We start from the raw sequence: 18,262 nt of genomic DNA on the forward strand, positions 1-18,262 counted from the left end.
CAGCGCTAGTGAGGTCCCCCTACTGAGTTATGGCCATGAGGTTTATGAGCCGCTTCAGCTTGCAGACGCTCCACTAACCAAACCTTGATAATCGACTGGCGGGTAACACCCATTCTCGCAGCCTCACGGTCTAGTGACTCCACTACCCATGCAGGAAAATCTACGTTAATCCGCTTTTGCTCCTGATTCACCCGTCGAGCAGTGGAAAAGTCTAGATCATCGAGAACATCATCTTGATTTTCATCGAATTTTTTATCGAACTCTTTAGCTTTCATAGATGTCTACCTCCTTCTTGCGGGAGCGTCTAACAGAAATCAGCCGAATACGCTCTTCTCGGTAGGTGACGACTGCCGACCAATGTTTTTCACTGATCATACCGATTAGTAAAAACCTTGGTTCGCCCTCGGATTTTGCGCGAATTTCTAGCAGATATGGATCCTTCCACAGCGCTTGTGCCGCTTCAAAATCAATACCGTGCTTTGTCAGGTTGGCCTGACTTTTGTTGACGTCAAACTCGAACTCGTTCATGAGTATAAATTATTCCTTTTTTACTCACTCAACAAGATTCTAAAGCCGAAAGCAACGCCGTTACTGCAGCAGGCTTTATACAAAACCATGCCCCAGCGCCCACTGCACCGCCTGCTCTGCATGGATCTCGGTCGTATCGAAGAGCGGCACGGGAGTGTCGGCCTGTTGAACCAGCAGGCCGATTTCGGTGCAGCCTAGAATCACCCCCTGCGCGCCGCGCTCGGCAAGCGCCTCGATGATCTCCAGGTAGTCGGCTTTGGCCTCTGCTTTCACCACACCCAGGCACAGCTCCTGGTAGATCACCGTGTGCACACGCTCGCGCTGTGGTTCGGTGGGCACCACCACCTCGATACCGTGGCGCTGCAGCACCTGGGCCGTGGCATCGGCGATATGCAACAGCGGAATGGAGACCGCCGCTGCCAATATCTCGGCAGTCGCCTCCCAGTTACCCTGATGCTGCAGCGCCTCTATCTCGGCAAAATCCACGCTGTACACACCACCCTGGCAGAGTGCAGCCCGCCCAGCGCCGTGCGCACATGCTGGTTGACGAGGCGGTAGTAGGTTTGAGTGGACTCCCAGCTCATGCCGCCGATCAAGCCGATGGTTTTCATGGATGCACTTCCACCTTTTGGTTACAAGAAAGAGAGTGTATTGCGAAGGCAGCAGACAAGGCTTCGGACTCTATCAGAGGCTCACATGCTTACCGCCATCCAGCACTTCGCAGTTTTAACAGTAGCGCCCATAACCGGCTGCCCCCCGCTGAGCTTAAAAGCAAAACGGCTCCCACGACCACGGAGGTCCCCCCACGCCCTAATAAGTAAGCGCTAGCGTTTGGCCGCTGTTGCGCGAGAAACTCCCCCAACAGCACCGTGCCAGCAGCGATAAAATAAATACCCATGAGCACTGTCCCCACCGCCATGCAGGCTCGGGGGCTTACCAATACACCTGACCCTTGCGGCACCAGCCATCGGCTTAATGCCTCACGCCACAGAATAAGGCTCAGTCCGATCAGAGTATTGCTAAAAAAATGCACAAATTGAGCCATCAATACGCTTGAAGAAATGTCCTCTTGACCAGCCAGAGCGATCGACAGAGAAACGGCGGCATCCGGTAATGGACGTAGCGCCATCCATAGCCCCAAGAGCGCCAACAAGCTGGCCATCAGCGGGCGCATTTGCATCCTTGGCATCATGACTCCCTTACTCGTTGCATTGTTGGTTGTGAAAGCTCAACCTGGCTACTCCAGATCTCCGGTAAACACGACGGTCAGCCAGCGGCGCAGACCTTCGTCGTCCACAAGATTCCGATGCCACATACTTCAGGCAGCGCTTCCCACACATTAGCCGCTGGCGTTTTCCTCGGCCACCTGACGCAGCGCATCGACCAGCACATCGGTGGGCTGGGCGCCGGAAATCAGGTAGCGTCCATCGAGAATGAAGCCCGGCACGGCACTGACGCCCATGTCCATGAAGCGCTGCTCGGCTTCACGCACTTCTTCGGCGTATTGGTCAGAACGGGCGATGGCCTCGGCGGTGTCGCCATCCAGCCCCACCTCCATGGCTTTTTCGCGAAGCACCAAGGGGTCGGCGGGATTTCTCGCCTCGCCGAAGTAGGCCTCGAACAGCGCCAGTTGCAGCGCCGTTTCCTGGTGCTGCGTGCCGGCCCAGGCCAGCACACGGTGCGCGGCGAAGGTGTTGTTCGCTCGGCGCTCCAGCGCACCACGGAAATTCAGGCCAAGCGCTTCGGCGGCGGCCATGATCTCGCGCTGGGACTGTACCATGGTGGCCGCATCCTTGCCGTACTTGCGGCACAGGTGCTCCAGAATCGGCTCGCCCTCGGGCGGCATGTCCCGGTTCAGTTCGAAGGGCTGCCAGACCAGCTCGACCTCGATCTCGCCAGCGAGCACCTCCAACGCCTGCTCCAGGCGCCGATAGCCAATCGCACACCACGGGCAGGCCACATCGGATACCAGATCGATTCTTACCTTTTGCATGGGGTGTCTCCTTTGGGGGCATTCATCAGGGTAGCATCCGGCAGTGGTGGCCATGCCACTGCCTCAGTCCGCCCACTCCAGGTCTCCGGTAAACACGACCGTCAGCCAACGGTGCGGCCCTTCGTCGCCCAGCAAGTCACTGACTTCGTTACGAAGGGCATCCCATTCGCCAATGGTGCGCGGGGGCGCATCGGCGGGGACGATAAAATAGAGCTCGATTTCCCTGGAGCGACCCACTCGCGCAATATAGGCGCGGTAGGTGGTAAACCCGTGCTGTTGCACGAAGGCCTGTGCCACCTGATCCACATGCTGCTTCAATGCGCTCGGGGTGACCAGGAAGATATCCGCCAGCGCGCGGCGCACGGTAGAAACCGGCAGCGGAATGATGATGACGCACACCACCGCCAGCACCGCCGGGTCGATGTAGGGCGACACCCACTCCCACGACGTGCCCTGCACCAGATAGCCCAGCGAGAACGCCACCAGCAGCGCCGCCGTGATGCCTGCCGACATGATCCAGCCCCGCACGTCCAGGCGCACGAAGTCAGAGCCGATACGGCGATTGGCGCGAGCCTCCACGATAGCGGTGGCAACACACGCCACCAGGGTAATCACCGCATAAACGATTGCCCAGCCAAACTCCAGCTCGCGCCCGCCTTCCAGCAGGCTGCTGATGGCGTTGATCAGGGCATACACCGCCACGCCAATCAGCAGCGTGCCGTTGACCCCCAGCACCATGGGCTCCAGGTGCCAGAAGCCCACGGAAAAGCGCTCCCTCAGCTTGCGCGACAGCCCTTTCGACGACACGAACGAGGTAATCAGGTTCACCACCAGCAACGAGAGCAGGCTCATGCTGGCATCCACCAGGGCATAGATGCCGTCGAACATGATCGAAAACGACCCGGACATCAGGCCAAAGCCGATGCCCAGCCCCGCAATCACCAGCGTGACGGCGATAGACGTTCTCAGTACACCGCTCTCGTCGCTCAGATCGAAACTACGCATGACGGTATCCCTTTCAGTGCGAAAATCCGCTCATCCTTCCGTTCTCTCAACCCTGCAGCTCTCTCAATTGCTTCATCAATCCCGTAATCACTTTTGCCGAGCTGCTGGTGTCATCCGCCAGGCGGCGCACGTGTTCGGCAACCACCGCGAAGCCTTTGCCAGCCTCGCCTGCCCGCCCTGCCTCGATCCCCGCGTTGATGCTGAGCAGTTGCAGCATCTTCAGTGAATGGGCAATTTTCTCGGTTTCGGTGGCAATGTCTCGGCTGATGGCACTCAGCTGCTCCTCGCTTTGCCGCCGCTGCTGGATGTCGGTGACCACCCCTTCCAGGCAGATGACGTTGCCCTGGTCATCTTTCACGGCACCGCCGTACTCGCTCACCCAGCGCAGGCGGCCATCTTTACAGCGCACCCGATAATCGGCGTGCCAGTTCTTGTCGGCGGCGATGGCCTGCTCGATGGCCTGATCCAGCCCCGGCGCATCCTCAGCATGAATCAACGCCACGTAAGATTGCTGGCGGTTGCCGATCAAGTCATGGCTGGTATAGCCGGTCAGCTCCTGAACCCTGCCGCTCAGGTTCAGCATGGTGTAGTGCTCATCGTTGCGGCAGCGGTACAGAAACCCGTTCATGCGCGACGCGATGCTTTCATAGATACTGTCTTGCTCAGACATGCTGGTCATGGCCCTTCATGGTGGAATGCATCGGTACGTCAGCCCTTTACCCAGCGACTTAAGTCGTACTCTTCGAGGGGCACTATGCCGAGACCGCACCGCCAAGTCCAACGCCAAACTCACTTGCAAGCAACGATTAACCAGGCGGCTCCTGGGTTTGCTCGCTGACATGGCCCGCTTTATCCAGGTGGTACTCGCTAAAGTCCTGCGCCAGGAAGAGCGCGCCTGAGTAAACGCTTTGTGCCTCGCGTTGGATATCCTCGATGGAGGGCACGGTATGGGAAATGAGCGGGTAGCGGGGGCTGAAGTGGGTCAGCACCAGGTGGGGCAAGCCGACCTGCTCGGCAAACGCCGCCACCTGCCTGCCGTAGCTATGCCCTACCTCACCGGCTTTCTCGGCCATTGCTTCGGTGTAAGTGGCTTCATGCACCAGCACCTGCGCCCCGGCACAGGCTTGCGCCAACAGCTCGGGTTGGTCGTTGTCTCCGGCAATCACCACTTTTCTGGCGGCGTGTTTGAACAGCAGGTAATCCTGGCTGCGCAGTTGCTTGCCCTCAAACGCTACCTCCCTCCCCTGCTTCAACTGCCCCCACAACGGCCCTCTGGGAATGCCGTGCCGATCCAATTTATCCACATCCAGGGCGGCCTCCACGTTGCGCTCGGTGAACGCATAGGCGTAGCACGACACGCGATGGGAAAGCTCGCACGTTTCAACCGCCATGTTCTCGAACTCGATGCTGGGCAGGTCATCGGCGCAGATGAACTCCAGCGCGAAGAGCAGGCAGAGTTGGGTGACCGCACAGGTGGCTTCCAGCCAGGTTTGGATACCCTTGGGTGCCACAAGGGTCAGCGGCGCCGTGCGCCCACCCATGGCCGCACTGGCCAGAATGCCCGGCAGCCCGTAGCAGTGGTCGCCGTGCACATGGGTAATCAAAATGGCCTTCAGCGAATGAAACGACAGCCTGGTGTGCAAAACCTGGTGCTGAGTGCCCTCCCCGCAATCGACCAGATACCAGCCCTTGCCCTTGCTCTCTTGCAAGGCGATGGCGGAGACGTTGCGTTGTTTGGTGGGCACACCGGCGGAAGTGCCGAGGAAGAGTAGATTCATATCTTATTGGCGAGTCAACAATGAGCGTGAAGGGATGACGTTCGAAGCAACGAGGCATGCTTGAATGCGCATTACCATGCGCATAAAATCAGACGATACATCAAGAGCCACCAGGAGACGACGATGGCCGAACTCTACGATGCAGCCGCACCCAAAAAAGCAGCGAATCTCTCCATCAATAGCGACCTGCTGCGCAGGACACGTGAATTGAACATTAACTTGTCTGCCACCCTGGAGCGAGCGCTGAAAGAAGAGCTTGCCAAATGCGAAGCACAACGATGGGTCGAAGAAAATCGAGCTGCGATAAAAAGTTATAACAATTTTGTCGAACAACACGGATGCTTTGGCGACGAATTCAGGGAATTTTAATGGCACAGTTCGATGTATACCCCAATCCAAGCAAAACCAGCAAAGCGCACTACCCCTACCTTGTGGATGTGCAAAGCAGTTTGCTAAGCGAACTGACCACTCGCATCGTCATCCCGCTGGGCAACCGTTCCACCTTCGGCAACGACACCCTGCAAGGACTCACTCCAGAAATCAGCTTTGGCGATCAGGCGCTATTGCTGTTAACGCCACAGATTTCGTCGGTACCTGAAAAACATCTACAGAATCCCATCGGCTCTCTCTCGCATGTTAGAGACCAAATTGTCGGGGCTCTGGACCTGGCGATCACCGGCTTTTAACACTGGTAGGGTGCGGCAACCTCATGGAGGCAAAGCCGCCATGTCAAACGCTTATCAAGCGGCGTTAAATTCCAGTGGATGGAGGCCATCCAGATTGACCGTACTCCGCGCCACCCAAAGATCATGCATATCCTGCATCGCCAACCAGCTCTCAGGGCTACGCCCCAGCACTTTGGAAAGGCGCAGCGACATTTCCGGGCTAATGCCACTTTCTCCTTTGAGCAGCCGGGACAACGTGGACGGTGAAACGCCCAGACTCGAAGCAAGCTGACGCGAGCTAATGCCAAAGGGTTCCAGATACACTTCCCGAATAAATTCACCAGGATGCGGCGGATTATGCATCGTCATTAGTGATAATCCTCATAATCAAGAATGTAGGCGTTGCCGTCCTGAAATTCGAACGTCATACGCCAATTTCCGTTCACCCAAATCGACCATCGCCCTTTGTCTTTCTCTTTCAATGAGTGAAGCCTAAAGCCAGGGATGTCAATGATTCGCCCAGACTCTGACTTGAAGGTCTACCTGTACCGCGAAGCCGTGGACATACTGAAAATGATCACTTTCTTGCATCAAAAGCCCAAAAACAGCATGTCCAACGCTGCGGAGATTTCGTCCTGCTGCTCAGCAAGGGTACCAACACGAGAACGCAATTCGCTCTTGGGTACAGCAGCCATGTATTGAGTGGCCATGACGAAACCCTGACCTTCAATGCTAAAGACGGGATTCAGCCGCTGGGCTGGGGACGGCGCAGAAGATTGGGGCAACAGAGGCACAACAACCCGAGTATTCAAGCCGCTGAGAAGGTCGGATTGAACGTCCAGCAGATAGCCGCCCCCACCCTCATTATCGAAGATGTCGAAGCGGGCCATCAGAATTGACGGTGCCGCGCGAGAGGCAAACCGTTAGCTTCAACGTATGCGTTCGAGCTTGCCAGAGCTTTGGCATTCTCTGTCAGCCACTTCTCCTGTTTATGCCGTTTCACAGCCTCCGCAATCCCCGCCTCTGCGGACCGTGAGACATTGATACCCAAAGCTTTTGCCTCTTTGAGAAGGGCACTATCTAGCGACAGGTTGGTTGGCTTTCGGAGGGATTTCGTCACTTCAGGAGCAGGCATGGCTCAGTCCTCTTGGAGAACAATGCATCTACAATATGCGCATACCACTTGCACATCAAGCCTGAGCGACGGTAAGACTTTTCGCGCTATAGGGCCCATGATACGGCGGCGGCATAACGCTCGGCTCATGCGCCGGTTTGGAGCCGCGAAGCGGCGGAAAATCGGTCGCTGTGCAGCCGATTGTTAACTGTTGATGCTCAACGTCAACGGCACATGGTCACTTATTGAAATCCACTCGTCGTGCTGGCCAACCTGCAAATTACATTCTTCGGCAAAGTCTGACGAGGTAAAAACATAATCAATGTGATAAGCCTTCTCGCGGTTCCGCTGCAAGAAAAATGTCGGGCTGGTCTCATTGCCCTGGTCTTCCTCGAAAACTCGATGATACTGGCTCTTGAAGCCCATCTCACTAAGCTCGGCAACTACGTCTGAATGATTCCACCAGCGGTCCGGCTTATCCCAGCGCACATTGCTATTAAAATCGCCGAGAATAATTGTCTTTGGCCCGCCAAGATCGTCACGGTGAATCTGGAGGTACTTCCAGAACTGCCCTATGTAACCAAAGGATTCTTCGTTGCGCCCCTTAGTCCAGACGGCCAGCACAGTGAAATCCCTGTTGATGATGAAAGGGAGGAAAAGCCTAAGATTTTCCGTGCTCCAATTCAGCGCTTCACTTTTGCTGGACAGCCCAGGGACCGAAAAGCTGCCACTCCAATCTAACTTTTCAACTCGATGACCGTTTCGTGGAAAAATGCCGATGCCACGATTTTTTGTCTCGCCCACCCACAGGTAAGAGCCAGCCCACTCTCTATATGCGGGGGTCGATAGCGCAGGATCTTCACACTCCTGAACCACCAAGACATCAGCTTGCAAACTATCTGCTTCTGCAAGCTTTCGCCTAAGTGCTCCATTACAGTTCCAAGTTACAAGTTTCATAGATACAGGAAGTTAACGCCCGCAGCACGGAAAAATTTGTAGCGCAGCGGAAAATTTGTCTCTGTGCCTGCGCTTGTTAAATGCCGACAATCGCCAGAACCAAGTAAATGCTGGTGGCGCAAATGGCGACCCCGAGAGTGACGTAAGAGGCATGTATGAGCCAGTACCGTTTAGACTTGTACCTTTCATTCTCTTCCCAACGCTGATCCTCTTCGGTCTTCTCAAGCTCCTTTGCTAACGTGAAGAATCGCTTAGCATCTATGCGCAACTCATACAGGCATAGACCGACAGTAGTAACGAAAGCCAACAATGCTAGAACAAGCAACCACTTTTCAGGCGCAGACAAAGCTCGCTCACCGCCAGCAGTCAAGGCAATAAAGAACACACCTGTAGCACCAGATGAAACCGACAAAATATATGAACGAAGCCGATTCCCAGCATCCTTGGCCAGTTCATGGTACTTGAAGATCTCGTCACGCTTACTCATAGGCATTTAACGTCCGCAATAAACGGCGCGAGGAACGAGCGTCCGGCGACCGATGGGAGCGAATTTAATTGCTTTGTTAGAAGCCATTAGCCACCGACCTTGTTATACGCCATTGCGATAAATTCCTTGACTGGCTCAAACTCGGATTCAGATGATACTGTAAACTCAACATCGCCCGTACCATAGTGGCCAATTGAGGTCACATCCCGGTAATTCGGTGTTCCGGCTGGAATATCAGAAGGTTTCAGCTTGAGAAAGAGTTTTATATTCTTGCCCTTGACCTCCATGCAGGCGATGTTTTGAGAGACTTTGTAGGCGACATAGAACTTCTTCGGCACCTCCTCGATTGACTCATCCAAGCCGAGAATGAACTCACGTATCGTTGCCGTTAACTCCCTAATTTCGTCACTCTTGCCTTCAAGCCTTTCATCAAATGTATAGGTCGCAGTGGCGCGAGTCAGGGCTGCCTTCTTACCTGCTTCAACCATGACAGGATTTTTGTATCCATTCTCAGTCGGTATGGCCGTAGCAGATGTAGCCGCTGACTTTGAGGCGTGGAAGACCTCCTCAAGATATATTGAGTCATTGGAGAACAATCGATATTTCCATAATTCGATATTGGCACCCATGACTTGCACAGCGTGCAAGTCATATTTCTTATAATTGGGAGCTATGCAAATTACCCTCACATCCGACCAATCAACTTTTACGCCACTACCGAGTTTCTTTTGTACGGCGATCTCGAAATCACCTTTGTGGTCTTGAATCCAGTGAAGGTAGAAAAGACTTTGGTTGATCAGTTCCGATGATTCAACTTTCTTGTATTCGATGATGACGGGATTATCTTCTTCAGATAGTGCAAGGCTGTCAATCCGACCTGCGTGCTGGGCGCCAGTTGAAAACTCACTGGCAACAAACCGACAATTGAAAACGGTTTCGAGATTATTCTCAATTAATGTCTGCAAGTCCTTTTCCAAGGCAAAGTTCTTCTGCTCTACGGCAGATAGTTTTTCCCCTGAAATATCAAATATCGGCACTTAATGATTACTCCGTAGTTTCTTTTGCTTCTAACCAGTGTGACTAAACGCCCTGCCATGAAACCTCAATGAACGCGACATCACAATGACTGAGGTTTCATAGCCACCCAATCGAATCTACCTCATTGATTCTACAGCGTGCAAAGAGAATTTTGGCGATGTAGCCAAAATCGCATGCTAACGCGTTTCACTCTGCCCTTCATACCGCCAAAAACGCACTGCACGGCGGATGCGTCACACAAAGCCCAGGCAGAAGGCAAGCCACTAACCAACCCCCACCGCCACCAATTCCCCCTCAAACCACTGCTGTTTGAGGCCGCGCTGTTTTTCCAGCAGCGTGAGGTAGGGCCTGAGCGGGTGTTGGGGCGGTAGGCTGACGTGGAGTTGGCGCAGGCGCCGTTGATAGGGGAGCTGCCCGGCGGGCTGGTGCAGGGGGGTGGCGTGTTGGCTGAGCCACGCGATTTCGGGGAGCAGCAGGTGCGTGGCGCCGCTGTCCAGCGCGAGGGTGACGCCCTTGGCGTCGAAGTCGCCTGCGTAGAGGTGCGGCCTGCGGGTTTTGCGCCATACTTGGGCAAGATGGGCGAAGCCGCCGCCGTAGTGGCTGTCGCCTCGGTAGGCGATGAGCGGCTGGGCATAGCCGCTGAGGGCGCTGATGTTCGGGTTGAAAGCGTAGAAGCTGTCGAGGTTTTCCACCTGCACCAGCGCGCCGAAGGCTCCTAGCGTGAGGTGGCGAACGTCCACGTCGCGCATGCAGCGCGGCTCGTGGGAAAGCCCCGGAGTGGGCTGGGGCGGCAGGCTGAGCAGTACTCGCCAGGCGCGGGGGCCTTCGCGAGTGGCTTTGTCCTCCTCTACGCCCTCTTTGGCCTGGGCGGCGCTGCTCAGGCCGCTGAGCGAGCGGCCCAGCGGGGCGAGGTGGGCGCTGGCCAGAACGTTATCGATCTGCGCCAGCAGCTCGGCATCGAAGCGCAGGGCCTGGCTGGAAAGCCGCATGCCGAGATCGATATCCTGCTGGCGGCACCAGGCCACCACGTCTTCCACCCACTGGCGGCGGGGCTTCTCCACCGTGGGCTGGCGGTTGAGTTCCCGGGCCACGCCGTTGAGCCCTGCCCGTGCGCGGCTGGGCAAGTTCATACCGCCACCGCCAGGGCCACATCATGAATCAACCGCAGGTCGTTATAGGCGCTGGCCCTGCTCTCTTCCTGGTGAAGGCGAAAGGCCTGCTGCTCGCGGCGCGGCAGGCCCTGGTATTCGGCGATCACCTGGAACAGCCAGATTTCATCTGCCCACTCCAGGCCGCTCTGTTGCAGGTAGGCCAGGGCGCTGACGGGCTCGGCAGGCGGCTGGTCGAGCACGGCGAGGTAGAAACGCTCGACGTCCAGCTTGAGGGCCTGCTGGCGGGCGGCGGCCAGGCTCTCTTCGGCGAGCTGCACGGGGTTGGCCACGGCCACGTTTTGTGCGGCGTGGCGTGGGGCGGGCAGCTCGTGCAGCAGTTCGGCCAGTACCCGGGTGTCCAGGGGGCGGTCCAGCGCTGGGGCGGCGGCGGGGTTGAGCGGTGCGGCGCGGTTGAACAGCGCGGGCACCTCGCTGCGCTGGGCGTAGTTGCCGGGCACGAAGCCCGGGTGTTCGCGCATGAAGGCGGCCATGCCGGTCATCAGGCGGCTGCGGGCCTGCTGCTTGCGGAAGCGGGCCATGAGTTCGATCAGCCGCCGCTGCACTTCCCGCAGGCTGGTGTAGTGGTGGCTCAGGCGGTTCTGGAGCTGGCTGATGAGCAGCTTGCGCAGGCTGCCGTCGCTGCCCACCAGGGCGATCAGCTCGTCGAAGTCGATCAGTGCGAGGCCGTCGAGCAGGCGCACGATCTGCTTCTGGGCGCGGTCGTTCTCGCGGATCTTGTCGTTGAGCTGGCTGACGAAGCCGAAATCGCTGTTGAGCCGCTGCCACAGGCTGTCGATGGCGTCGGCAAAGCGGCCGTTGAGGTCGTCTACCTCCTGGCGCAGGCGCAGTAGCTGCTGCTCCTGGCGCCAGTGTTCGCCCTTGCTGCGGGCTTCCCGGTAGCTATCTACCTGGGTACGAATCAGCTCCAGGGTTTCGGCCACATCGGCATTGACGTGGCGGCGGGTTTCGTCGGCGAGCATTTCGGCGATCAGGTCGCGCACTTTGGGCGAGAGTTTGACGCCGCTCTGCTCGTCGGGCCGCCACAGCACCCGGGCGGCCAGCAGCTTGCGCAGCGCGCCGTCACTCAGGCCTTCCAGCGGTACGTCGTCGCGGGTGTAGGCCTGCATCAGCCGTTCGGCGTGCTTGCCCAGCAGTGCCAGGCGTTCCGCGCCGGTCTTGAGCAGGCGGCTCTCCAGCTCGCTCAAGCCACTGCCCGCAACGCTGCCCTCACGCCGACTCACAGCAGGGCCTCCTGCGTGCCCGTGTCCTCGTCGGCATCGATGGGCAGGTTCTCTTCGTCGCGGATGAAGCGCACCACGTCCACCAGGTAGTCCATCTTGCCGGTCACCACGAACACCTGGCGTTCACTGTGGGGCTGCATCAGGTAGCCGTGCTCTTTCAGCCGTTTGAAGATCTGCTTCACCTGGGCATCCAGCTGGTCGCTCTGGGAGCCAAAGAAGCTGTCTGTGGCCAGCCGCTCCAGGCGCTCGCGCAGGCTCTGGTTGTCTTCGCACTTGGCGCTGAACTCGGCGGGTTTGAGCACATCGCCAGGGGCGGCCAGGGCGTCGCGGCCCAGCGCTTCCTGCACCAGTTGCAGCCACTCCAGCATGGGCAGCAGGCTGTTGAGGGTGTCGGCGAGCTGGCGGGAGAGCTGCTCCCGTGCGGTGTCGTTGAGCTGCCGCCAGGCCAGGAAGTAGACGCTGGCATCCTCGTTGCTGGCCAGCCGCCGATTGAGCGGGCGCAGGTAGGCGTCGATGGCCTCGCGGGTCTCTTCGTTGGCCAGGTGGCGGTAGGCGTTGTCGTCGCTGACGGCGCAGATGAAGTCGCCTGCCAGCAGGCGTTCGAGCAGGGGGCCGTGTTCGATCATGCGCTCACCTCCTGTTGGCGCTGCTTGATTTTCTGCGCCAGCGCGCTGAGACGCGGCTCGATACGCTTGAGCTGACGCTGTTGCTGGGCGTCCCGCTCGATGAGGTAGCGGTTGGCGAACAGCAGCAGTACGTCGGATTCCGGGTTGGGGAAGGCCCCGACGATATGGATGCGGTTGCTGTCGCAGGCATCGAACAGTTTTTCGACGTTGTGGTAGGCCAGGGTGCCGATCTCATCGATGGGCCAGTGGATGGCGATGTGCGCATCGCCCCGCAGCAGGCGGGTAAACGCCAGCAGGAACTTGCACAGAATCAGATACGCCATGCCGTGGCTGGAGGACTCCAGCAACTGGCGGTCGTTCTTGATCACCAGGTCCGTGCCGCCTTCGTTCAGGTGCAGCTCCAGGCGCAGCAGGCTTTCGAAGCTGTACTGCTGGTCGCTGCGCAGCAAATCGACCACGTCGGCCAGGGCGTTGAGGTAGTCGTCGCTGGGCAGCGTCTGGCCGGACTCCCGCCACGCCTTGTAGCGCTGGGCGAACAGTTTGAGCGGCTCCCAGAAGCCCAGCTCGTCGATGGTGGATTGAATGCGCACTTCCGCCTTGGTGATGCCTTCCAGGCGCAGGTCGTCGGCGACCTCTTCCGAAAGCCGACGGCTCTGGGCGCTGATGCGCCGGTTCAGGTCGCGGAAGACGATGAAGAACTTGTCCAGGTCGTCGCTGAGGTTGCGGCCTTCCTGAATCAGCTGCTGCTGTTGGTCTTCCAGCAGCTTGAGCATGCCGCGCAGCAGCGGCAGCAGTAGCCGGGGGCTGTCGCTGGGCAGCTTGTCGCGCTCGCTTTGCAGGGCATCGGCAAAGCCGCTGCTGGCGTCCTTGATCAGTTGGCTTTCGACGTCCAGGCAGCCTCGGCGCAGTTGCTCCAACTGCTGGTGGCGGCTGGCCAGGGCCTGGCGGGTGCGTTCGATGCGTTCGTCCACATCGCCCAGGCTGGCTTCCGCTGGCGCGCCTTCGGCCACCAGCTCCAGGCTCTCCAGCTGGTTGAGCAGCGGCGTCAGGGCTTCCAGGGTGCCACGGGCGCTGTCGCGCTGGGCCTTCAGGCCGTTCACTGCCTGCTGGTGGGCCTCTCTGGCGGCGTGGAAGGCGTTTTTCAGATGCGCTTTATCGCGCTTGAGCTGCTGGTCGCGCTGGGCCAGCTCGGCCTCTTCCGCTACCAGCTGGGGTTTGTGCTGGCCCCACTCGATACGCATGAAGCGCTGGTACTCGGCCAGCTCCTCCTGGCGGGCAGCGGTTTTGCGAATGCGCTCGTTCTGCGCTTCCAGGCGAGTTCGCGTGGCCTTGAGCTGGGCGGGGTCGACGCCCTGTTCGGCCAGCTCCTGGCTGAAGGCCTCTTCCAGCTCGGCGCGCTGGCGCTGGTGTTCGGCGTTGGCATCGCTGAGCTGCTGTTTGTAGGTGCGTAGCTGGGCGTCGAGGCTGTCGAGCTGGCTCTGGGCGTCGGCCTTGAGCTCCAGCAGTTGGCCTTGGTGGGTTTCGGCCAGCTCGGCCAGGGCGTCGCGCTTCTCGTCGCGCAGCTCGGTTTGGGCCTGCTCCTGGCGGGCCAGGGCGGCTTCGATATGGGCACGGCGGGCTTTCTGGCTTTCCGTGTGGCGGGCCTGCTGTTGGCGGCGCGCTTCCAGGGCGTACTCCACCTCCTGCTCGGCGCGCTGGTGGGCCAGGCGGGCGGTGTCCTGGGCTTCATCGGCCTGCTGTACCCGCTCGTTGTGCTGCTTGAGGGCCTTTTCAGCGGCGGTGCAGGCGGTGTGGGCTCGGGCCTTGGCGCTCTCGGCTTCCTCGATGGCGGCCAGCAGGCTGGCTTCGTCCTGGGCGTAGTCGGGCAGCGCGATGGCGGAAAGGTCCAGCGCCAGCCCGAACAGGTCGTCGCTGGCGTGGTCGGCCAGTTGGGGGGCGAGGTCGCGGCGCTCCAGCAGTTCCGGGGCGATCACCTTGCCGAGCTGCTGTTCCCAGCCGGGGCGGTGGTAGCGCAGGAAGTGGCGCAGGCTGCCCTGTTCGGGGGTCTGCTGCTGATAAAGGGTGTAGCAGTGCTGCTCAGCGCGCTCCCGCTGCTGGCGGCACTGCACGAGATGCTGCTCGGCGGTGTCGCGCTCGCGCTTGTGGGCTTCCAGCTCGCGGCGCAGCGCTTCCAGGGTGGCCCCGGCCGCGCTGCGGGCCTGCTGGGCGTCGTCCAGCCGCGCCTGGGCCAGCTCGGCTTCCTGAGCTTCTTCGCGGGTTTGGCTGGGCATGGCCAGCTGGGCCTTCAGCTCGGCCAACTGCTCGACGCCTAGCTCCAGCTGGGCCTGATACTCGCTCTCCAGCCGCTGGCGGGCCTGCTGGTAGCGCTCGCTGTGCTGCTGTTCGGTTTGCCACTGCTGCTCGCGGCGCTCGGCTTTCTCCTCCACCAGCGCGTCGATCAGTTCCTGGTTCTCCTGGGTCTGGCGGGCGAGGTTTTCAGAGAGTTCGCGCAGTCGGCCATCCAGGCGCGCCTGGCTTTCCTTTACTGCGTCCTGCATCACTTGCAGGTGTTGCTGCAGCTGGTCGCGCTGTTCGCGCCACTGGGGCAGCGCGTTGATGTCCCGCTCCAGGCCGGGCATGTCGGCATCGGCATACTGCTCGAAGCGGGTTTGCAGGTCGTTGAGGCGGTGCTGGGCGTGCTGCAGCTGGCTTGCCACTTCGCTGTGCTGGTCGTTGAGCGCATCCCGCCGTTCGCCGTAGGCCTGCTCTTCGGCCTGAAACTCCCGCTGGTGGCGGTTGAGCTCGCCTTCCAGGTCGGCGACCTGCCGCTGGGCCTGTTCGCGGTCGGCGGCCAGCTGGGGTTTGAGTTGCCACAGGGTGGTATCAAGCTCGGCCAGTTCACGGTCGATGCCGGAGAGCTTGGCCAACGCGGCCTGCAGCGGCTCCAGGCGCATGGATTGGCGCATCTGGTGAATCCACTCGCGGGCCTTGGCACTGCGAATGCGAGTAACCGGCAGCTCGACGCCGTCCTCTTCGAAAATCGCCGCCAGCATGGTCTTGAGGGTGTCCATCTTGCCCTCTTTGGCGTGCACCGCCGAGACCAGCTTTTCGATATGGCGAATGCGCCGCTCGGGATTGACCAGGCTGAACTGGGCGGCGATCTGGCGCAGCTTCAGGCCATCGCGGCTGTTGCCGTGGAGCTGGGTAAAGTCGTTCTGGATCACCGAGCGGAACTCAGAGGTGGCCCCCAGCTTGGGCGACACCGGCGTGCCGCTGCGGCGCAGCCCGCTGGCCCACTGGGTGTAGTCCAGCGCCAGCGGGCCCTGCTCGGTCTCGACCAGGTAGTCTTCCGGGCGGTAAGGCGCACCGACGAAGCGATACTCCACGCCGCCTTCCTGCTTGCGGGTCAGCACCGCCTGGCACACGTTGCCCGCTTCGCGGCGGTATTCGTACACCAGGTAGCTGTTGCGATGGGGCAGATAGAACGCATCGAATTTCATGCGGGTTTTCGGCACCACCTTATTGGGCAGCTCGCCGTAAAACACCGGCACCAGCCGCTGGAGCGTGGTTTTACCCGACGCGTTGGTGCCGCAAATATTGGTGTGACCGTCCACACTGAGTTCGACCACGCCGTTCAGGTGGCCGTGAATCATCACGATGCGTAGCAGATGCGCCATGCCGTGTCCTTGATCGTTTAACGTCCGAAAACGCTATCTTGCCAGACACCTCCAGCGCTTGTCTTACTCTTCTCGGTGAAGCGGGTGGAATGTGGCGGTACGATCAGCGGCGCATCAGCAATCCTTCAAAAAAGCTCACCGCGTTGGCTTCCAGCCCTGCCAGGTAGTAGCCGCCTTCCTGTACCACCAGGGTGGGCACATCGAGGCTTGCGATGGTGCGTCCCAACTCGCCAAAGCCTGGTGTCGATACCGCTACTTTGGCCTGAGGGTCGCGCTCATGAATATCGAACCCCAGCGCCAGCACCAGCGCATCGGGCTCGAACAGGCGAATGGCCTGGCAGGCTTGGGCCAGGCGGTCGAAGAACACCGCTTCTGCCGAGCCGTGGGGCATGGGCAGGTTGAGGTTGTAGCCCAGCCCGGCCCCTTCTCCGCGCTCCTCTTCGAAGCCGGAGACCGCCGGATAGAAGTTGGTGGTATCGCCATGAATGGAGATATAGAGCACATCGTCGCGCTGGTAGAAGATCTCCTGTATGCCCTGACCGTGGTGCATATCCGGGTCGAGCACGACGATGCGCGGAAACCGCGCGGTGAGGTGCTGGGCAGCAATGGCAGCATTGTTAAGAAAGCAGAAACCACCGGCGGAGTCGATGCCCGCATGGTGGCCCGGCGGGCGCGACAGCGCATACGCGAAGCGCTCCCCGGCCAATAACGCCTCCGCCCCAGACACGGCACTTTGCGCCGACCAGTACGCCGAGTGCCAGGTGTGCTGGCCCACGGGCGCGCTGCCATCGGCAAGGTAACGTGCCGCTTCGGCCAGGATACCGCGCAGGGCGTTGGGCGAGCGCACGAAGATATTGGAGATCACTTCGTCCCCCCAGTCTTCGTCCAGCGCATGCCAGCGCCGATAAGCACTTTCCAGAAAACGCAGGTAGGCCAGCGAGTGCACGGCCCGCAACGGCGCGACGCCGTGGTCGATGGGAGCCTGCACCTCAAACCCCAGCCGGTGCACGGCCGCCAGCAGCGCCGTGGCGCGTTCGGGTACTTCCTGCGGGGCGCGCATCTTGCCCCGCGAGAAGTAGGTGCGCGGATGGTGCAGGCGCTGTTCAGCGTGAAAGAAGGTCTTCATTGGCCGGGGCTCCACTCTCACTCTCACTTTCGCTCTCGCCCACCCCCTTCACCACAAAGTCTCTGGCCACCCCGATGTGAAAATCGATGGCCTCGCGGCAGGTTTCCGGGCGGCCCGTGGCCAGGGCGTCGAGCAACTTGAAATGGCTGGTGGCGATGGTTTCGGGGGCTTCATGGGTTTTGGTGATCAGCGCAATACAGAGGCGTAATTCATGGGCCAGGTCATCGAAGGCCCGCAGCAGACGCTCGTTGCCTGCGTAGTGCAGCATCAGGCGGTGGAACGTCAGGTCTTCTTCGATGCGGCGCGTGCCGTCGTTTCCAGCGGCGGCCTCGCACAGCACGGCTACTTGCTGCTGCAAGGCCTGTTCGGCCTCGGGCGTGTAACGCTGGCACAGGCGCTGAATGGCGTGCCGCTCCATGCACAGCCGCAGGTCGAAAACGTCCTCCAGTTCAACGGTATTCAACGCACGGACGAAGAAGCCCTTGCGCGGCTTCGAAATCAGCAAACCGCGGCTTTCCAGCAAGCGCGCCGCCTCCCGGACCGGCGCACGGCTCACCCCCAGCGCGCGGGAAAGCTGCACTTCAGAAAGCCGTTCGCCGGGTAAAAAGTGTTGCTGAATAATTGCTTGGGTCAGGTAGTCCGCCACCTGCTCGACCAGATTGTGCTGCTGGATAACCGCCTGCGGCGCCGTTGGCAAAGGGGCCATAAAGTCTACTCGTGGTCGCCATGACATGGCTTGAGTATGACAAAAAAACCACACTTGTCGACGGACGATTGACGACTGTCGACAGTTTTACCAGCCGCTGCTATGGTCAAAAAGGGCCGCCAACAAACACCACAACCTGGCCTGAACACGTCACGCCTCGCTCGACTAACGACGACGTAAAGCTTTTACGT

The 18,262-nt window shown here is 59.6% G+C and carries 22 protein-coding genes and 1 pseudogene; 2 read left to right on the forward strand and 21 right to left on the reverse strand.

Annotated features, from left to right (window positions below; genetic code table 11):
* Nucleotides 1–5: 5 nt before the first annotated feature.
* From brnA to KVY02_RS14505, 8 genes and pseudogenes are all read right to left on the reverse strand, one after another.
* Complete coding sequence (gene brnA / locus KVY02_RS14470; protein WP_058578262.1) at nucleotides 6–275, reverse strand: type II toxin-antitoxin system BrnA family antitoxin; 270 nt, start codon at nucleotides 273–275, stop codon at nucleotides 6–8.
* The gene (locus KVY02_RS14475; protein WP_058578261.1) at nucleotides 265–528 is read right to left on the reverse strand and encodes a BrnT family toxin; all 264 of its coding nucleotides are present in this window, start codon (nucleotides 526–528) and stop codon (nucleotides 265–267) included. Before KVY02_RS14475 ends, brnA begins: the two co-directional genes overlap by 11 nt.
* Before the next feature lie 75 nt (nucleotides 529–603).
* Nucleotides 604–1,139, reverse strand: a pseudogene (locus tag KVY02_RS14480) (aspartate/glutamate racemase family protein).
* An 89-nt stretch (nucleotides 1,140–1,228) separates the two neighbouring features.
* A complete protein-coding gene (locus KVY02_RS14485) occupies nucleotides 1,229–1,690 on the reverse strand; it encodes a hypothetical protein (protein WP_256357503.1) in 462 nt (153 codons plus the stop codon).
* Nucleotides 1,691–1,867: 177 nt separating this feature from the next.
* A complete protein-coding gene (locus KVY02_RS14490; RefSeq protein WP_081195307.1) occupies nucleotides 1,868–2,521 on the reverse strand; it encodes a DsbA family oxidoreductase in 654 nt (217 codons plus the stop codon).
* Nucleotides 2,522–2,584: 63 nt separating this feature from the next.
* Nucleotides 2,585–3,526 carry a cation diffusion facilitator family transporter gene (locus KVY02_RS14495; RefSeq protein ID WP_218313785.1) on the reverse strand — a complete coding sequence of 314 codons (942 nt, stop codon included), beginning with the start codon at nucleotides 3,524–3,526 and terminating at the stop codon, nucleotides 2,585–2,587.
* 46 nt (nucleotides 3,527–3,572) lie between these two features.
* Nucleotides 3,573–4,205: a PAS domain-containing protein gene (locus KVY02_RS14500; RefSeq protein ID WP_218313786.1), complete on the reverse strand. Its 633-nt coding sequence runs from the start codon at nucleotides 4,203–4,205 to the stop codon at nucleotides 3,573–3,575.
* 127 nt (nucleotides 4,206–4,332) lie between these two features.
* On the reverse strand, nucleotides 4,333–5,304 hold the full coding sequence (locus KVY02_RS14505) for a ribonuclease Z (protein ID WP_218313787.1): 972 nt from the start codon (nucleotides 5,302–5,304) through the stop codon (nucleotides 4,333–4,335).
* A gap of 123 nt (nucleotides 5,305–5,427) precedes the next feature.
* On the opposite strand from KVY02_RS14505, the gene KVY02_RS14510 reads away from it, so the two are divergent.
* Both KVY02_RS14510 and KVY02_RS14515 read left to right on the forward strand, forming a co-directional pair.
* On the forward strand, nucleotides 5,428–5,673 hold the full coding sequence (locus KVY02_RS14510; protein ID WP_100731687.1) for a type II toxin-antitoxin system CcdA family antitoxin: 246 nt from the start codon (nucleotides 5,428–5,430) through the stop codon (nucleotides 5,671–5,673).
* Nucleotides 5,673–5,990 (forward strand): CcdB family protein, encoded by a 318-nt coding sequence (locus KVY02_RS14515; RefSeq protein ID WP_100731688.1) that lies wholly within the window; start codon nucleotides 5,673–5,675, stop codon nucleotides 5,988–5,990. Before KVY02_RS14510 ends, KVY02_RS14515 begins: the two co-directional genes overlap by 1 nt.
* A gap of 54 nt (nucleotides 5,991–6,044) precedes the next feature.
* Here the strand turns inward: KVY02_RS14515 and KVY02_RS14520 are convergent, their stop codons facing one another.
* From KVY02_RS14520 to KVY02_RS14580, 13 genes are all read right to left on the reverse strand, one after another.
* Nucleotides 6,045–6,338: a HigA family addiction module antitoxin gene (locus tag KVY02_RS14520; protein WP_096922277.1), complete on the reverse strand. Its 294-nt coding sequence runs from the start codon at nucleotides 6,336–6,338 to the stop codon at nucleotides 6,045–6,047.
* Nucleotides 6,338–6,451, reverse strand: coding sequence for a type II toxin-antitoxin system RelE/ParE family toxin (locus KVY02_RS14525; RefSeq protein ID WP_232710862.1), 114 nt, complete (start codon nucleotides 6,449–6,451; stop codon nucleotides 6,338–6,340). The genes KVY02_RS14520 and KVY02_RS14525 overlap by 1 nt, the downstream gene beginning before the upstream one ends.
* 108 nt (nucleotides 6,452–6,559) lie before the next feature.
* Nucleotides 6,560–6,859, reverse strand: a complete 300-nt coding sequence (locus KVY02_RS14530) for a CcdB family protein (protein ID WP_100731690.1) — start codon at nucleotides 6,857–6,859, stop codon at nucleotides 6,560–6,562.
* Nucleotides 6,859–7,104 (reverse strand): type II toxin-antitoxin system CcdA family antitoxin, encoded by a 246-nt coding sequence (locus tag KVY02_RS14535; RefSeq protein WP_039180207.1) that lies wholly within the window; start codon nucleotides 7,102–7,104, stop codon nucleotides 6,859–6,861. Before KVY02_RS14535 ends, KVY02_RS14530 begins: the two co-directional genes overlap by 1 nt.
* A gap of 183 nt (nucleotides 7,105–7,287) precedes the next feature.
* Nucleotides 7,288–7,977, reverse strand: a complete 690-nt coding sequence (locus tag KVY02_RS14540) for an endonuclease/exonuclease/phosphatase family protein (RefSeq protein ID WP_256357504.1) — start codon at nucleotides 7,975–7,977, stop codon at nucleotides 7,288–7,290.
* A 139-nt stretch (nucleotides 7,978–8,116) separates the two neighbouring features.
* Nucleotides 8,117–8,527: a hypothetical protein gene (locus tag KVY02_RS14545; RefSeq protein ID WP_157808983.1), complete on the reverse strand. Its 411-nt coding sequence runs from the start codon at nucleotides 8,525–8,527 to the stop codon at nucleotides 8,117–8,119.
* An 86-nt stretch (nucleotides 8,528–8,613) separates the two neighbouring features.
* Nucleotides 8,614–9,564, reverse strand: a complete 951-nt coding sequence (locus KVY02_RS14550) for a DUF5655 domain-containing protein (protein ID WP_100732027.1) — start codon at nucleotides 9,562–9,564, stop codon at nucleotides 8,614–8,616.
* Between the two features lie 264 nt (nucleotides 9,565–9,828).
* Complete coding sequence (locus KVY02_RS14555; RefSeq protein ID WP_218313789.1) at nucleotides 9,829–10,695, reverse strand: DUF7281 domain-containing protein; 867 nt, start codon at nucleotides 10,693–10,695, stop codon at nucleotides 9,829–9,831.
* Complete coding sequence (locus tag KVY02_RS14560; RefSeq protein ID WP_256357505.1) at nucleotides 10,692–11,957, reverse strand: hypothetical protein; 1,266 nt, start codon at nucleotides 11,955–11,957, stop codon at nucleotides 10,692–10,694. The genes KVY02_RS14555 and KVY02_RS14560 overlap by 4 nt, the downstream gene beginning before the upstream one ends.
* On the reverse strand, nucleotides 11,954–12,583 hold the full coding sequence (locus KVY02_RS14565; RefSeq protein WP_081136542.1) for a condensin complex protein MksE: 630 nt from the start codon (nucleotides 12,581–12,583) through the stop codon (nucleotides 11,954–11,956). The genes KVY02_RS14560 and KVY02_RS14565 overlap by 4 nt, the downstream gene beginning before the upstream one ends.
* The gene (locus KVY02_RS14570) at nucleotides 12,580–16,239 is read right to left on the reverse strand and encodes an ATP-binding protein (RefSeq protein WP_218313790.1); all 3,660 of its coding nucleotides are present in this window, start codon (nucleotides 16,237–16,239) and stop codon (nucleotides 12,580–12,582) included. Before KVY02_RS14570 ends, KVY02_RS14565 begins: the two co-directional genes overlap by 4 nt.
* A 103-nt stretch (nucleotides 16,240–16,342) precedes the next feature.
* A complete protein-coding gene (locus KVY02_RS14575) occupies nucleotides 16,343–17,365 on the reverse strand; it encodes a histone deacetylase family protein (RefSeq protein WP_218313791.1) in 1,023 nt (340 codons plus the stop codon).
* Nucleotides 17,343–18,071, reverse strand: coding sequence for a GntR family transcriptional regulator (locus tag KVY02_RS14580; protein WP_081136546.1), 729 nt, complete (start codon nucleotides 18,069–18,071; stop codon nucleotides 17,343–17,345). Before KVY02_RS14580 ends, KVY02_RS14575 begins: the two co-directional genes overlap by 23 nt.
* Between the last annotated feature and the right edge of the window lie 191 nt (nucleotides 18,072–18,262).

It is taken from the genome of Halomonas sp. 18071143, assembly GCF_019211725.1.
Taxonomy (GTDB): Bacteria; Pseudomonadota; Gammaproteobacteria; order Pseudomonadales; family Halomonadaceae; genus Vreelandella; species Vreelandella stevensii.